The organism is Shewanella sp. SG44-2 (assembly GCF_014164215.1).
Lineage (GTDB): Bacteria > Pseudomonadota > Gammaproteobacteria > Enterobacterales > Shewanellaceae > Shewanella > Shewanella frigidimarina.
The window spans coordinates 141,947-157,919 of record NZ_JACJEU010000009.1 but is presented as its reverse complement, the minus strand read 5'-3'; the positions used below and the strand labels follow the sequence as shown (position 1 = coordinate 157,919).

The 15,973-nt window shown below is 42.3% G+C and carries 9 protein-coding genes; 7 read left to right on the top strand and 2 right to left on the bottom strand.

Annotated elements, in window-relative coordinates:
* The first annotated feature begins 62 nt into the window (after positions 1-62).
* Complete coding sequence (locus tag H5181_RS09740) at positions 63-785, top strand: GIY-YIG nuclease family protein (RefSeq protein ID WP_182750910.1); 723 nt, start codon at positions 63-65, stop codon at positions 783-785.
* Positions 786-1,566: 781 nt separating this feature from the next.
* Here H5181_RS09740 and H5181_RS09735 read toward each other — a convergent pair.
* Positions 1,567-2,661: a GNAT family N-acetyltransferase/peptidase C39 family protein gene (locus H5181_RS09735; RefSeq protein ID WP_182750909.1), complete on the bottom strand. Its 1,095-nt coding sequence runs from the start codon at positions 2,659-2,661 to the stop codon at positions 1,567-1,569.
* Between the two features lie 75 nt (positions 2,662-2,736).
* Here H5181_RS09735 and H5181_RS09730 point away from each other — a divergent pair, with 75 nt between their 5' ends.
* Complete coding sequence (locus H5181_RS09730; RefSeq protein WP_011636765.1) at positions 2,737-4,188, top strand: RimK family protein; 1,452 nt, start codon at positions 2,737-2,739, stop codon at positions 4,186-4,188.
* Positions 4,189-4,275: 87 nt separating this feature from the next.
* Here the strand turns inward: H5181_RS09730 and H5181_RS09725 are convergent, their stop codons facing one another.
* Positions 4,276-5,157: a GGDEF domain-containing protein gene (locus tag H5181_RS09725; RefSeq protein WP_011636766.1), complete on the bottom strand. Its 882-nt coding sequence runs from the start codon at positions 5,155-5,157 to the stop codon at positions 4,276-4,278.
* 162 nt (positions 5,158-5,319) lie between these two features.
* Here H5181_RS09725 and H5181_RS09720 point away from each other — a divergent pair, with 162 nt between their 5' ends.
* From H5181_RS09720 to mdoH, 5 genes are all read left to right on the top strand, one after another.
* Positions 5,320-7,272, top strand: coding sequence for a monovalent cation:proton antiporter family protein (locus tag H5181_RS09720; RefSeq protein WP_011636767.1), 1,953 nt, complete (start codon positions 5,320-5,322; stop codon positions 7,270-7,272).
* A 386-nt stretch (positions 7,273-7,658) separates the two neighbouring features.
* Positions 7,659-10,871, top strand: a complete 3,213-nt coding sequence (locus H5181_RS09715) for a DEAD/DEAH box helicase (RefSeq protein ID WP_182750908.1) — start codon at positions 7,659-7,661, stop codon at positions 10,869-10,871.
* Between the two features lie 211 nt (positions 10,872-11,082).
* Positions 11,083-11,430 (top strand): hypothetical protein, encoded by a 348-nt coding sequence (locus H5181_RS09710; RefSeq protein WP_123884105.1) that lies wholly within the window; start codon positions 11,083-11,085, stop codon positions 11,428-11,430.
* A gap of 736 nt (positions 11,431-12,166) precedes the next feature.
* Positions 12,167-13,759, top strand: a complete 1,593-nt coding sequence (locus tag H5181_RS09705) for a glucan biosynthesis protein G (RefSeq protein ID WP_182750907.1) — start codon at positions 12,167-12,169, stop codon at positions 13,757-13,759.
* On the top strand, positions 13,756-15,894 hold the full coding sequence (gene mdoH, locus H5181_RS09700) for a glucans biosynthesis glucosyltransferase MdoH (RefSeq protein WP_182750906.1): 2,139 nt from the start codon (positions 13,756-13,758) through the stop codon (positions 15,892-15,894). Before H5181_RS09705 ends, mdoH begins: the two co-directional genes overlap by 4 nt.
* Positions 15,895-15,973 lie beyond the last annotated feature (79 nt).

The window sequence follows — 15,973 nt, the reverse complement described above, 5'->3', positions numbered from 1 at the left end:
TTCATGGCATTTACTCGTGGTAATTTTTGTTTGGCGATAAATTTGATCACCAAATGCCATGAATGTTCCCACCTAATTTAAAATATCTTATTGTTCCTGTTTGTTATTTCATGGGGATTCGTCAGTATCTGAGTAATGAATACTTAAAGTTAAAAACTGAGGAGTTTCGGTTAAGTTATGAACTAAATCAATTGAATCTAGAAATTAAAGACATTGAACGTGAAGAGGCCAAAATTCTCCGTGAAGCAGAGCGCGAAGAAGGGCGAATAATCGCTGCTGCAGAAAAAGCAGAAAAAGAACGAATTATAATGGAAAAGCTAGTCGCTGAAGAATTGGCTAAATTAGAGTCGAGTACGGAAGAGCAGAGAGCGTTATATAAATTACATCAGCAGGAATTAGAAATTCTTCGTGAAAAAGAAAGACGAGCTATATCTTTAGCCCAACTGACTCGAGCTGGGTATGTATATGTCATATCGAATGAAATGTCATTTGGCAAAGGAGTCTGTAAAATTGGGATGACTAGAAGGGCTGATCCTAATGATAGGGTAAAAGAGCTTGGTGATGCTTCGGTACCTGAGTTATTCGATGTTCATGCTTTCGTTTTTACCGAAGATGCACCCACCCTTGAAAAATATTTGCACAATAGCTTTGCAGAACAAAGAGTTAATTTAGTTAATAATCGTAAAGAATTCTTCTATGTGATGCCCGCAGACGTGATTGAGCAATTAGAACGGTATGATAAATCAATTAATATCAATTACTTTGACGTTAATTTAAATAAATAGACTGGCTATGGTGTAGTCGTATTACTCTAAACCTAAATGTCAGAGTCATAAACAGTCAGTTAGATATTTTCCATAAACGAGTTAGTTTTTTACGGAAATGCATAGATTCAACTCTGAACTTGAGGCCGTTGAAGAAAATAGCGTGAAGCTCACATGGATGTGAGCTTAGCTTTCGCGGTACAGGATGTACCATCGGAAGCGTTAGCATTTTCGAGTAAGGCCGAAGCAGATTCCGAATGCAGGTCAAAGTTAAATCAATCCCCATGGCGACCTTTTCGCAGCTGTTGTTTTGTAAATAGCGAAAATGTTGCGGGGCGGCTGGGAGTTCCAAGAGGGAACAGCCGTTGGTTTCCTCTTGGTCTGGTGTGGGCGAAGCGCCACGACGTTAGTGGCCGCAGGCCATAAGCACAAACAACAAAAAAAACAGCTGGATTCCGGCTCAACAGCATTACCGGAATGACGTGAAATAAAGCTGGATCCCAGTTCAACAACACTACCGGAACGACAGTAAATTTGGCCCGTGCAGGGTGGAACCTTGCGATGTTAATCTGGTGTGGGTGAAGCGCCACGCCGTTAGTGGCCGCAGGCCATAAGCACAAGCAACAAAAGAAACACCTGGATTCCGGCTCAACAGCATTACCGGAATGACGTGAAATAGAGCTGGATCCCAGCTCTATTTCACCATCGAGAGAACGATGGTAAATTTGACCTTGCGATCTAAATTCAAACGAAGTTTGAATAAGTCAGTTGTGGTTGCAGGCCATAAAAAAGCTTAACCATCTTAAGCCAAAGATGATTTAACCACTAAACAAGAAACCTGTTTCTGCTTCCCATATTGCATCACTTGCGCCAGCTCTGACTGACTAATTGGTACATACGCCGCGTTAATCGCATCTTTTTGTGCTTCAACAAACGGGTCGTGAATAAACATAAACTGCTCGTTGTAACCGCTTAATACCACCCAATGTGGGCCTTTCTCACCATTAAAGCGATAAGTACTTATCATCAGCAAAACGGCATAACCACAATCTATCCAATTACGAAGTTGAGCCAAACTTGGTGAGGTATTGTGGATCTCAATACCTTGCGAAATCAATTGTTGGCAAAAGTCGTCATGCACAATCGTGATGACGGCTTTTTTATTACTATCACGAACGCTATCAATAAAAGGAACCGAGGTTGATTGGCTGTACATTTCAATTTGTAAGCCACGCTTAATTGCTGCTAAGGCTAAGCCATGAACACTGCAACCGCCGTGGCCGCTGGTCATAAAAATAGTGGTGGCTTCGCGCCAGATGCTCAGCTCATCAACTCGACTTGGATTATATTGCGGCTTTACCGCACTCATGGCCATCATTAAGCAGGCCGCGCCACAGGTAAATGGGGTGGTTTGTACATACAAAGGCATCTTGATGACTTTGCTTGGCCCTGGTGGGTCTAGGCGTTTGTGCATGCGCAGGCCATCGGCCAAGTCATCATAATAATGCACTAAGGTCTTTAGGACTTTATAACCCATTTTTAAATAAAGATTTTTGGCGGCGATATTGTCGTTTCGTACTTCTAGGCGTAATGTAATGAAACCACGCTCGACCACCGTGTGCTCACATTGTGTGACCAGTTCGAAGGCAATGTTGCGACCTCTAAATTCGCTTGCAACGGCAATAGAGTACAACCTGGCTAGCCGAGTACCACGATGAAACAGCACCAGAGCATAGCCTGCAAGTGTGCCGTCTATTTCGGCCACTAATAAGCTGTCCAGAGGTGAATTGATAAAGCGTTTCATCTGCCGAGAACTGATTTTATCGCCACTAAATGCATTGTTTTCGATGTGGTTTAGTTGCGGTAAATCGCTGGGGGTTGCTTGACGAATAAGCATGAGTCGGCTCGAGTTGGCAAAACATGATAGTGGCTTAATTTACGCGCTAAACCGCACAAGAGGCAACAGATATTTATGGCTCATTTTTTAATTGTCACCGACGATGTTAATGATTGGCGTCCCTATTTGCCCAGTGACCATATGGTCACGGTTCATGATTATTTAGAAATGGGCGCATTTGCAGATCAAAGCGCCATGCAAGTGATTAACTTGTGTCGCAGTTATGATTATTTAAGCACAGGTTATTATTGCTCGCTCATGGCGGAAGCTCGCGGGCATCGAGTGATCCCTCGGGTAATGACCATTAATGATTTATCTCAGGACCGCTTTTTTAGTTTGCCGCAATCAGGCCTAGATAAGTTGCCAGAGTCGGTGAATGAAATCAGCATGAAGCTGTATTTTGGCTATTGTGATAATCCGTCGCTAGACAAGCTTGCGCGTAAAATATTTGAGCGTTTTACTGTGCCTGTATTACAGGTGAGTTTGTTAAAAATGTCAGGTAAATGGCAAGTTAATACCATTGAACCGGCTGCGTTTCAGGATTTAACCGAGCCAGAACAAGATTTATTTGCCAAGTATCTTGAAGTGTTTTCACAAAAAGTATGGCGTTTACCGAAACCGTCGAAACGTTATCGTTACGAAATTGCCATGCTGGTGGATGAGCATGAGAAAATGCCGCCATCAGATAAAGCCGCGTTAAAGTTATTTACTAAGTCGGCTAATCGTATTGGCATGGATTTAGTCCAAATTGGTTCTCATGATCTGGCTCGGTTAAGTGAATTTGATGGTTTGTTTATTCGCTCAACCACTAATATCAGCAACTTTACTTATCGGTTTGCTAAAGCGGCTGAGCAACTTGGGCTAGTGGTAATGGATGATCCTGAATCCATTATGAAGTGTACTAATAAGGTGTTTTTAACCGAGCTATTAAACAAACATAAAGTACCCGTACCCAAAAGTTTGATCTTTAAAGCCTCAGATAAAAACTGGGCCGATAATGTTATTGATACCATAGGATTACCAATTGTACTGAAAGTACCCGACGGCGCATTTTCGCTCGGGGTTGTTAAAGTAAAAGACCGTGAAACCTTACTCGAACAAGCGGCGATAATCTTTGAGCACAGTGCGTTAATTTTAGCGCAGGCGTTTATGCCAACCGATTATGACTGGCGTATCGGCGTGTTAAATCGCCAACCTATTTATGCCTGTCGTTACTTTATGAGTCGCGGTCATTGGCAGATTTACCAACATCATCAAAGTGGTCGCGTCAGCAGTGGTGATTTTGACTGTATCGATTTGAAGATGGTGCCACAAAATATTGTCGATGCAGCGGTCAAAGCGTCTAATTTAATTGGCGCAGGCTTGTATGGTGTCGACTTAAAAGAAATTGACGGTAAAGCTTATGTGATTGAAGTGAATGACAATCCGAGTATTGATCATGGAGTAGAGGACTTGTTTTTAGGTGATTTAGTGTATGACCGCATAATGACTGAATTTTTAAGGCGTATTCAGCTTCGCGGCATGTAATTACCAGGCAATAATCAACCAATAAAAAAAGACCTATTAAGGTCTTTTTTTATTAATTAGTTGTTACTACATAAGTATAAGATTGTGCTAATTAGCGCAAATTCGGTAGCAGTTGCGTCCGGCAGCTTTCGCAGAATACATGGCTTTATCAGCACGCTCATATATATTTTCGGCTTGTTGCTGCGGTTTTGACTCCGCAATGCCTAAACTGCACTGAATATTATATTCGGTAAGCTCTGAATGTTTTGGCATCATATCAATGATACGTTGGCATACTATTGCAGCGGCCTGGGCATCCCCTTGGGTAACGATCACAAACTCATCACCGCCAATTCTAAAGGCTTGGTCTGTATTACGAATGGCTTCATTAATTAACGCGGCAAAGCCCACTAATACATAATCACCTACTTTATGGCCATGCGCATCGTTAAGTTGTTTAAATTTATCTAAATCTAATACAATCAAAGATACTTGGCCTTGTTGGCGATTAGCTCGCGCTAATGCGATGTCGATTGCCTGGCGGTAATAATAACGATTACCTAATTGGGTTAGTGCATCAAACATGGCTTGATTAGACATATTTTGATACTTCAACGCATTATTCAACGGTTGAATTAATATGCCTTCAAGTTGCCCTAAAGTGTGTTTTTGCGCCGAACTAAGTGGTACAGACAACTGATAGGTTATGATAAACGTATCTTGGTTATCGTTAATAGTACGTTGCAGTTCAATACCGTAGTGACGTCCCCAAACAAACTTTTGTTTGTCTAGGCTCAATTGTAGTCCTTTAATCGGCAAATGTTGTCCTAGGATTTTGCCGAAGCAGGCAAAAACTGTCCGAGGATCTAAACTTCCATGTAGTTGTTGAATCACTTGAATAAGGTCCAGTTCGGGTTCCATATTCAAGTAAGCGTCTGAACGGTACCAGTAATCTTCAGGATATAATTCTGTCGCTATTGAAAAATCCATTATATTGGTTCCAGTACGTTACAACTAATTACCGTATTAATAGCAATAATCGTGCCTATGAAAAATTTTCTATAGTTATTAATTGGTTGTTGTTTTACTGTAGTACTAACAAACCCTTTTATTTCCCTTTTGACAGTTTTTTGACAAGGAGCCAAAGCGACAATGGAACACAGCATTTTTATCCATATTTTGTTGATGCTTGTGATTGCTATTGTGGCGATTGCATTGTTACGTCGACTCGGCTTACCGGCCATTTTAGCTTATTTACTCACCGGGGTTGTCAGTGGCCCCAGCGGTTTTCATTGGTTTACCCAATTACAAATGCAATCAGTGGCAGAGTTAGGCGTAGTGCTACTGATGTTTACCTTAGGACTGGAGTTTTCGGTACCAAGGTTGTGGGCAATGCGCCGAACCGTTTTTGGTCTGGGTAGCGCCCAAATGCTGGTAACGGCCTTTGTGGCAGGCGGTATAGCCATGTTGGTTGGGCAAAACTTAGTGGCAGCGGTGGTGATTGGTTCGGCTATTGCGTTGTCGTCAACGGCCATTGTGTTGAAGCTGCTTAATGAACAAAACTGGTTAAGGCGCAGGCATGGCGAGCTGTCGGTCAGTGTGTTGTTATTTCAAGATTTAGCGGTGGTGCCGCTATTGATTTTAATGCCGCTGCTCGCTAAAGGCGGCGCTGAAATGAGCTTCAACAGTATCGCGTGGGGATTACTTACCGGTATTTTGGCGTTTCTAGGGTTAATGTCATTTGGTAAATGGATATTGCCACGTATTTTTGACGAAGTGGCCCGCTCACGTTCAAATGAATTATTTGTATTATCTACTTTAGTTGTCGCTTTAGTGACTGGCGCGTTTACCCAATGGCTTGGGTTGTCGATGGCATTAGGAGCATTTATTGCTGGGATGTTGCTTGGCGAAAGCCAGTATCGACGGCAGTTAGAGGCTGACATCAGGCCATTTCGTGATTTATTAATGGGCTTGTTTTTTATTTCCATCGGCATGTTGCTGGATTTCAATCTAGTGATGCAATATTGGTGGCAAGTATTATTGATTTTGGCTGGGGTGGTACTCACCAAAATATTAATCGTGCACGGTTTGCTCAAGCTTGTGGGTGAAAATACTAAGGTATCACTTAGTACGGCAATCAGTTTGGGGCAAGTCGGTGAGTTTAGTTTTGTGTTACTGGCATTAGCAGTTAATTATCAATTACTCGATACCGAAGTGAGCACTGTGTTAGTGGCCGTAGCCGTGATCTCTATGTCAATGGCGCCTTGGCTTATTCGCCACAGTGTTGATATTGCCAAAAAGGTTAGCGGCAATAAGCTGCCACCTAAAAATGAACCGATAGAAATTGTATTGCCTCATGCTGATGAAAGTGATGTGGTACTGATTTTAGGTTACGGCCGAGTAGGGCAAACGATTGCACGCTTTTTGAAAACAGAAGCTGTGCCTTATATGGTGCTTGATTTAGACCCCACCAGAGTGACAGAAGCGAGAGCCGCAGGCGAAAATATTCATTTTGGTGATGCTTGCAGAATGGCGCTATTGAAGAAGATGGGCATTCGCCAAGCGAGCTTAGTGGTGGTGACATTTTGCGAACCAAGGCAATCTGAAGAGTGTTTAGCAGTGGCGCGTAAACTGGCTCCCGATGTAAAAATATTGGTGCGCACTCGCGATGATGCCAACTTACATGAGCTTAAAGAAGCGGGGGCGACTCAAGTTATCCCTGAGTCACTTGAGGGCAGCTTAATGTTGGTGTCGCAAGTGTTGTTTAAATGTGGTGTCCCCTTAGCGCGGATTATTAAACGCTTGGAATCTGAACGACGTAATCATTACCAATATTTACACGGTTTCTTTTCAGGCACCGAAACTGATTTTACCTTAGATTTACTCCATGCTGTGTCACTGGCTTCAGGTGCTAGTGCGGTGGGTAAAACCGTTGCAGATATTCCATGGCAAGCTTTGGATGTTGAGTTACGAGCTGTGCGACGTAAAGGCGAGGAGATCGATCCACCACCCCCTGAGTGGATATTAAGGCGTAACGATATTTTAATGCTGGTGGGTAAACCGCGCAGTATCGAGAAAGCTGAAGAGTATTTACTGCAAGGTTAAATATAGCTTCATATGATTCTACCAAGCACCATGCTGAAAAGTGATGGTGCTTTTTATTTGGTTTTCTTATTCGTTATTTTCTTCTCGATTACGCAAGGTTAAAAATGGCTTGATAATATTTATCTAAAGTCATTTAAGTTAATGAGTTTTAGTGATGAGTAAACTGTTAGGGATGGTAATTCGTATGATGATCCAGATATTGCTGTATCTGAGCTTTAGCGACCACCTAAGGTGTGTGATCGCGATAATATAGCGTGTTTGAACGAGTTTTTTGTTCGAAAGATCAGCAAAGCCTAGATATTGCCTGCTTTCTTCCATAGAATGGCAAGTTAACTTTTTTATCAGCAGCCATTGTTTATTTTGCTGCGGTTTTATTAGGTGTATTGATGTCGGCGAAACTGTTTAATCTCCCCATTAAGCTTTCATTAGAGATGATTGCGAAACTGTTTTCGGCCACCCAAATTCAAAAAGCGCAAAACTATTTGATCCAAGGTCGAGTTCTAGAAGTTACTGCCAGCAGTAATAATCATGATATTGAGGCCTATGTAGAAGGCTCTGCTGCTGAACCCTATCGTCAAGAAATCACTCTGGTTAATGTTAATCACAAAATTGTGATGCGTTCACATTGTACTTGCCCTGTTAGAACAAACTGCAAACACGTTGCTGCTGCGATGCTGGCACTGGTCGATAAAAAGCCGGTTGAAGAGCAGCGTATCCACCAATGGTTACGCCAACTTGACGAGCAAAAAACGGTTGCCGAGTTTGAAGAAGAGGACGAAGAAAAAGATCGCATTATTTATGTGTTATCCAATGATCCTCATGGTATTTTTGTCGAATTTAAACGCAGTAAATTAAATAAAAAAGGCCAATACAATAAAGGCAGCAAGCTAGCATTAGCCGATATTCGCTATAGCATGCCGTGGTGGATAGACCCTGAAGATAAACAGATTATCAGCTTGTTATTGTCATCAAATAATCATGGTTCTAAAATTTATATTGAAGGTGAGATTTCATTTTTAGCACTGACTAAAATGCTCACAGCCGAAGTGTGTTTTTGGGAAGAAAACCGTATTCCCCTGACATGGGCTAAATCTGTTGTACCTGAATTTGTCTGGTGTGAAATTGATAAAAAACATACCCAAATGCAAATGCGCATGCCTGGGCTGGATAATTGGGAGTTTATTGCTACCGAGCCACCTTTGTATGTTGAATTAGACTATTTGCATCTAGGTAGAATAGAAACTGATTTACCCGTTAAAAAGTTAAGTTTATTGCAACACATGCCGCCAGTGCCCTTGGCTCAAGTAGATGCCATTAGTCATAAAATGCTCCAGCATTTTTCACCTAAAACGGTGCCTGTTCCTAGTGAAATTGATTTTTGCGAGATAACAGACTCACTGTTAACACGCTTAACCTTTACGCGTGAGCTCATTGCCAACAACCCGATTCTGCAACCGGTTATTCGTGTTGATCATTGTTACGGTGAAATTACCTTTAATGCATCGACTAAACCCGAACGCATAAGCTTAGTCAAAAAAAATCAAGTTCAATATCAAGTGCATAGACATGTCGAGCAAGAACTCGCGGCATTACAGTCATTAGCGGATTTAGGCTTAGTGACGCTTGAACCAGACGCTACGCTGGCCAGTTCACAACAACCCTATTATGTCAGTGTCGGGTTATTACCCGAGTCGATTTTTGAATGGTCTGAATTGACCGACAATGGTCTTGATGCGTTAACTGCGCTGGGGATGGAGATTCATTTTGATGATGACTTCGACTTACAAATTACCGATGCACAGTTAGATGTCGACTTAGTTGACGATGATGAGTCTGGCTGGTTTTCGTTATCGCTCAGTGCCGACATCGATGGCCAAAGTGTACCGTTATTAGCCTTAGTTGCTCGTTGGTTGCAGCAAAATGGTGAGCCGGCAGACGATGATGAATTGTTATTACCTGGCCCTAACGGTGGTTTTATTAAAATCAAAGCCAAAACCATTAAGCCGCTGATTAGTATTATCCAAGAATTATTTAATCGTCATTCTGGTGATGTCATTTCGATACCACGCAACCGTGCGCATATTTTGAATGATTTATCTGCCAGTGACGTGCGTTTACTCAATGGCGAACGTGTGCGCAATTTAGCCGCCAAACTCGCAGAGTTTAAAGGAGTGGTTCCGGTTGAGTTACCTGATGGCCTAAATGCGACATTACGTGATTATCAAAAACAAGGTTTTGACTGGTTGTGTTTTCTTAAGGAATATCAACTAGGTGGTATTTTAGCCGATGACATGGGCTTAGGTAAAACCGTACAAGCGTTGGCATTTTTACTCAAAGCCAAGCAAGACGCTACCGAGCGTCGCACCAGTTTAATTGTTTGCCCCACTAGCTTAGTGGGGAACTGGTTAAAAGAAGCTAATAAGTTTGCTCCGTCGCTGAATGTGGTGGTGATCCACGGCAATAAACGCCAACCTTTATTAGATCAAATTAATCAGTTTGATGTGGTCGTGACAACCTATCCATTAATGTTACGTGATGAAGCCATTTATTGTGAATATGTGTTTGAGCATATTATTTTGGATGAAGCACAACAAATTAAGAATGCCCAAGCAAAAGTCACCCAAGTGATTAAAACCCTAAGAGGTCGATTCCGCTTATGTTTATCGGGTACGCCGCTTGAAAACCATTTAGGCGAATTAAAATCATTGATGGATTTTTGTTTGCCAGGTTTATTAGGTCAGCATACCTACTTTAATAAGCAGTTCCGTGGTCCGATTGAGAAGCAGGCCGATGTTGAAAAGTCGCAGTTACTGAGTCAGCGTATTGCTCCCTTTATGCTGCGCCGCACTAAAAAAGAAGTGGTGTCTGAATTACCTGAAAAAACCGTGATTATTCAAACTCTGGAACTTGAAAGAGATCAACGTAATTTGTATGAGTCTATCCGTTTAGTGATGGAGAAAAAATTGCGTGAACTGTTTGCCAAGAAAGGGGTGTCGAGCAGTCATATTGAGTTTTTAGATGCATTGTTGAAATTACGTCAAGCCTGTTGCGACCCACGTTTAGTGAAGCTTGAACAAGCTCAACAAGTTAAAGACAACGCAAAAATGACCTGGTTAATCCAAAACCTGCCTGAAATGATTGAAGAAGGTCGTAAAATCCTTATATTCAGCCAATTTACTGGCATGTTAGCGTTGATTGAAGACGAACTAAAACGCTTAACAATTAGCTACAGTAAATTAACGGGACAAACTCGCGACCGTCAAACCCAGATTGATGCTTTTCAAGAGGGGGATAACTCGGTGTTTTTGATCAGTTTAAAAGCGGGTGGAACCGGGCTTAACCTCACTGCCGCAGACACGGTTATTCATTTTGACCCGTGGTGGAACCCTGCAGCGGAGCGCCAAGCGACCGATCGTGCTCATCGTATTGGCCAGTTAAACCCGGTGTTTGTTTATAAACTGATTGCCCAGGGCACCGTTGAAGAGAAGATTCAAGAAATGCAGCAGCACAAACAAGGTTTGGCTGACAGTATTTTATCTGATGGGACTCAAGGTCCATGGCAGGGCAGTGCGAACGATTTATTAGCATTGTTGAGTTAATCGTTGCGTTAATAGTTGAGTTAATGACACGGAAATCACTTGAACTAGCGTGTAGATTCGCGAAGCTCAAGTGATTTAGCGGTTATCAATTACCCTAGATGAACTCGATAACATTGGCTTAAAAACGTTGGCTCGATACATTTTGGCTCAATAAGCTTTGACTCGATACACTTTGATTAAATAAGCATGGACTCGAAAATGGAGATGAACCTTGGTTGCGGTGTACTTTAAACGTGGCTCATCAGCGCCAAGAAAACGGCGCTCATCCCGTGCAATCCCTGCTGAGCATACTGCTTATTTTGAACAGGTATTTGCCGAGCTTCGGCTTCATCCTGAAAAAATTGCTATTGTTAGACATAATATTGCTGAGTTCCAAGCTCAGCCTTATTTGAAAAAAGGTCTGCACACGGCAATTGATCGGTTACTGTTGGTGTTTGAAGACGATAACGACATCGAACTGTTATATCGGCAAGTGATGAGTGATGATATTGGCCAACGGGTAAGACGCTACCCGCTGATTTTTAAAGGCATCATTTCAATAGATTCAAATGCTGTGTAATCTCATTCAGCGAGTGCTTTATCAAATATAAGCACTAGTGCCATGAGCGTTCAATAAAGCTACCCGTCAGTCGTTTAATAAATGGTTATGCCAAATAGCTTTGCGCTATTCTTGTTCACTTTGCCATTATTAATAACGATGTTGTTTACTGCGCCAAAACCATACAGCACAGCAATCATGCCGTTGCCATTAAATACCTAAACCGATTATCTATATTTTGCCTATAACCCTATTGTCATTGCTCTTTTAGCTTGAGTCCTTTGACCGCTTTTAGTCGTTCCCCCGATACCGTGGTATCTAAAATATTCGTTAGGTTAATTTACCGGATGGCACGCTTCGCTTAGCAGCAATTATTTCGTTGTATTTATTTAGCTGTAATTATTGCTAGTAGTCATCATATGGCTACATATTAGCCATATATTTGAGCGAAATAGGATTGAGCGTTAAACAATATTCATATTGTGGATAAAATACTCAAAATATTTACGTTTGATGGTAATAATAGTTAAGTCGTAATGTTCAAGATGCTTGGGCTTCATCTTTTTAACTAATTGAAGCTATGCTCATCTTGAGAAATATTATCTACACGAGGTCGTTTAAATGATCTTTACTAAAGTCATCTTCGATTAATACCAGCGTTGATTAACACCACCCTAGATTAATATCCTAGGGACAGATCCGTTATTAGTACTATGTTGTGAAACTATTTTGTGAATTTTTAATAAGGAGTTTCAATATGTTAAGGATTGCTAATATATTTTTCAATTTACCCGTAAAACAAATGATTGATGATCGATTTTCTTTGAAAATTTTAGTAAATCTCGTGGTATCACTGTTTTTAGTTTCATCGGTAAGTATTGCTTATGCAGAAACGCCAGTATCCAAAACTGATGGCAAGTCGTTCTCCCATGACAGCGTCGTAGACGTTGCTCGAAAACTGTCCCTGACTCCCTTTATTGAACCCAAAAAAGCTCCTGAAGCGCTGGCTAAAATAGACTATTCAACCTATCGACAAATTAATTTCCAACAACATGCTGCTATTTGGGGTAATGCGCCCACGCCTTTCTCAATACAACTATTTGCTCCCGGGTATATTTATAAACAGTTAGTTGATATTGACGTGGTCGAGAATGGCAAATCATTTCCGGTAGAAGTATCTGAATCATCCTTCAGAGTGCCAGATGAATCAATTGGCAAATTACTGGAGCAAGTCGGTAAATATGCAGGGTTTCGTTTGCATTACCCGATCAATCGCGATGATTATAAAGATGAATTTCTTGTGTTTCAGGGCGCCAGTTATTTTCGTGGGGTCTCTAAAGGGCAAGCGTATGGGTTATCTACCCGCGGACTTGCCATCAATGTTGCCGATCCTAAAGGTGAAGAATATCCTTTGTTTAAAAAGTTTTGGATTGAACGTCCATCCAGCCATCAAAAGGCGATTGTGGTCCATGCGTTACTAGACAGTGTAAGCGTGGCGGGTGCATACCGTTTTGCTATTTACCCTGGCGATCCGACCCGAATGGGTGTCGATGTTAAGCTTTTCCCAAGGCAGGATGTTAAGAATGTGGGTCTGGCACCGTTAACGTCAATGTTTATGCATGGCGGCATAGATCGCGCTGATACTGCTGATTACCGTCCAGCGGTACATGACTCTGAAGGCCTGCTAATGGAAAAAGGCAATAATGAGAAAATCTGGCGGCCACTGAATAATCCTCGTGGATTACAAGTGAGTTCTTTTATGGATGAGAATCCTAAAGGATTTGGTTTGATGCAACCACATCGAAAATTAGATTATTATCAGGACCTTGAAGCAAATTATCATCTTCGTCCATCGGCTTGGGTTGAACCAACGGGTGATTGGGGCAAGGGCAGAGTCGAACTGGTTGAGATCCCATCGGATTCTGAAGCTAATGACAATATTGTTGCCTACTGGAAGCCAGAACAAGGCTTGAAAAAAGGTCAGCCATTCACTTACTCATACCAATTGACCTGGGTGGATCAGATCCCTAAAACCGAAGGCAAAGTAAAAGTGGTTCGAACTGCTGGTGGTCGTAAATTATCGACAGATAAAAATGAGATCGTTATCGATTACAGTCACATTAATGCCAACGATGTCAGTCATATTCGTGTCGATGCCAGTATCAGCAGCGGCGCTATTTTAGAATCACGTATTGAGTCTAATCCCAGTGTTGATGGTGCCAGAGTTTTTATCACGTTCGATCCTCAAGATGCTGAGGTTGCAGAGTTACGTGTACAGCTAAGCAACAAAGATAAACCGCTTGGTATGACATGGCTGTATCGATTTACTGCAGAGGACTGGCCTTTATGATAACAAATGATAATCCTCAGTCGGCTCAAATTACCGATACTGACCATGGTGAACGTGCATTGCCAGAGGAATCGCCACTGGAGATGCATCGTCATGAGGTTTCTGAACCGGGTCATAGATTAACTCCGAATCAACAAACTGTGTGGTTTACGCTGCGCACATTTGTTGCACAGTTATTTGTGTTTATGGTTACAGCAAGCTTATCGACTTATGGCATAAGAGAAATGTATTTGGTGCTTAACACCAATGCTATTACCAGTTTGCAAATGGTTTTTTTGGTGTTGTTTAGCATTAACTTTCTGTGGGTTACTTTTGCTTTTTCACAGGCACTAATGGGTTTTCTGTTGCATCTCAAACCGCGCCTAATTAAAGAGAAGGAGACAGAACCCGATTTCAAAACGGCGGTATTGCTGCCTATTTATAACGAAGATCCGCTGCGTATTCGGGCCACAATAGAGGCGATGAGTGCAGATTTAATCGCTACCGCACCGGGTAAGTATGCTTTCTTTATTCTCAGTGACACTAATCGAGCTGATGCATGGATTGCTGAGGAACAGACTTTTGTGGATCTTATCAATAACAGCCAACCACAGTGTCCGGTTTATTACCGTCGTCGTCACCAAAACAGTGAACGTAAAGCCGGTAATATCGGCGACTGGGTTCAGCGTTGGGGCGGAGATTATGAGGCAATGATAGTGCTTGATGCGGACAGCATCATGAGTGCAAAGTCGATGGTGACATTATCACGTCGTTTAGCTGGCGCACCTGGCGTTGGTCTTATTCAAACCTTACCGACACTGGTGTTTGCCAATACGCTTTACAGCCGTTTGCAACAGTTTGCCAATCAATGCTTTGGTCCTATTTATGCCGAGGGTTTGTCGGCTTGGCATGGTTTGTCATCAAACTTTTGGGGCCACAATGCCATCATTCGAACCAAAGCATTTGCTGAGTCCTCTCATCTACCTATTCTGTCCGGTAAAGCACCTTTTGGCGGCCATGTATTAAGTCATGACTTTATCGAAGCGGCGTTACTGCGTCGTGCCGGTTGGGGAGTGCGTTTTGATACCGATATTGAGGCTTCATTTGAAGAAGCTCCACCGTCGTTAATTGATGTGATGATCCGTGACCGACGCTGGTGTCAGGGTAATTTACAGCATTCAGCATTTATGTTTGCTCGCGGTTTCTCATTGCCGACACGGTTGCATCTTTTGTCTGGGGTGATGTCTTACCTGAGCGCCATTTTTTGGTTAGCGCTAATTATGGTCGGGCTTGCGATTGCGGTTCAGGCGGCATTTATACGTCCAGAGTACTTTGCCAATCCATCGCTGTTTCCAACCTGGCCAGTGTTTGATTCTGAGCGCGCATTAAGCCTGTTTGTGGTGTCAATGGCCATTGTGCTGGCACCTAAAGCATTTGGCTGGTTTGCTGCCTTGATTAATATTCCGCGGTGTTTACGATTTGGCGGGCCAATACTGTTAACTCTGAGTACCTTGTTGGAAATGATCATGTCCGCTCTGTATGCTCCTATTCTGATGGTGTCGCAGTTTGGCGTGGTGTTGTCTATATTTCGAGGCAAAGACAGTGGCTGGATGCCACAATCTCGAGACGATGGTGCATTGAGTTGGATGTCAGTGATGCGTGCTCATCTTGGTCATACCGTGTTTGGGGTTGTGCTTGCTTTGACCGCACTATCGCTCAGTACAGAACTCTTTTACTGGTTATTACCGATTACGATAGGGTTGATGCTATCGATCCCTTTGTCTTGGTTAAGCGGCGGCGCGAGGCGAACTAAATGGATTAAAACGGTCGGATTACTGCGAGCACCTGAAGAAAAAAAACCAGTTAACATTTTGGTTAAAGTGAAGGAAAACGAGGCTAACTTGCCCCATCTTCGACACATGCATCCGTTCAGTCGGTTGGTTAATAATCCTTTATTACTTAAATGGCACCTTGCTCAGTTACCTGATTTAGGTGAGCAAAAGCCGACGTTTTATGCCCCGAGAATTATTGCGGAATGGAAATTAAATCATGCTGAAAGCTTACCGCAATTAGAATCATGGTTGGAACCCGCAGAGGTGATAGCATTATTAAGCAATGCGGATTATCTACAGAAATTGAAAACAATCGGTAACTAATTTCTACAGTATGTATCTGTAACACTTACTAAAAAAGCCCCTCAACAATGCGTTGTTGAGGGGCTTTTTAGTACTTAAT

Bases quoted from the DNA above. Each gene is read 5' to 3' on its own strand.
- mdoH (WP_182750906.1), top strand. From the start codon at position 13,756: ATGATAACAAATGATAATCCTCAGTCGGCTCAAATTACCGATACTGAC.
- H5181_RS09740 (WP_182750910.1), top strand. From the start codon at position 63: ATGTTCCCACCTAATTTAAAATATCTTATTGTTCCTGTTTGTTATTTC.
- H5181_RS09735 (WP_182750909.1), bottom strand. From the start codon at position 2,661: ATGCTTATTCGTCAAGCAACCCCCAGCGATTTACCGCAACTAAACCAC.
- H5181_RS09705 (WP_182750907.1), top strand. From the start codon at position 12,167: ATGTTAAGGATTGCTAATATATTTTTCAATTTACCCGTAAAACAAATG.
- H5181_RS09730 (WP_011636765.1), top strand. From the start codon at position 2,737: ATGGCTCATTTTTTAATTGTCACCGACGATGTTAATGATTGGCGTCCC.
- H5181_RS09720 (WP_011636767.1), top strand. From the start codon at position 5,320: ATGGAACACAGCATTTTTATCCATATTTTGTTGATGCTTGTGATTGCT.
- H5181_RS09715 (WP_182750908.1), top strand. From the start codon at position 7,659: ATGTCGGCGAAACTGTTTAATCTCCCCATTAAGCTTTCATTAGAGATG.
- H5181_RS09725 (WP_011636766.1), bottom strand. From the start codon at position 5,157: ATGGATTTTTCAATAGCGACAGAATTATATCCTGAAGATTACTGGTAC.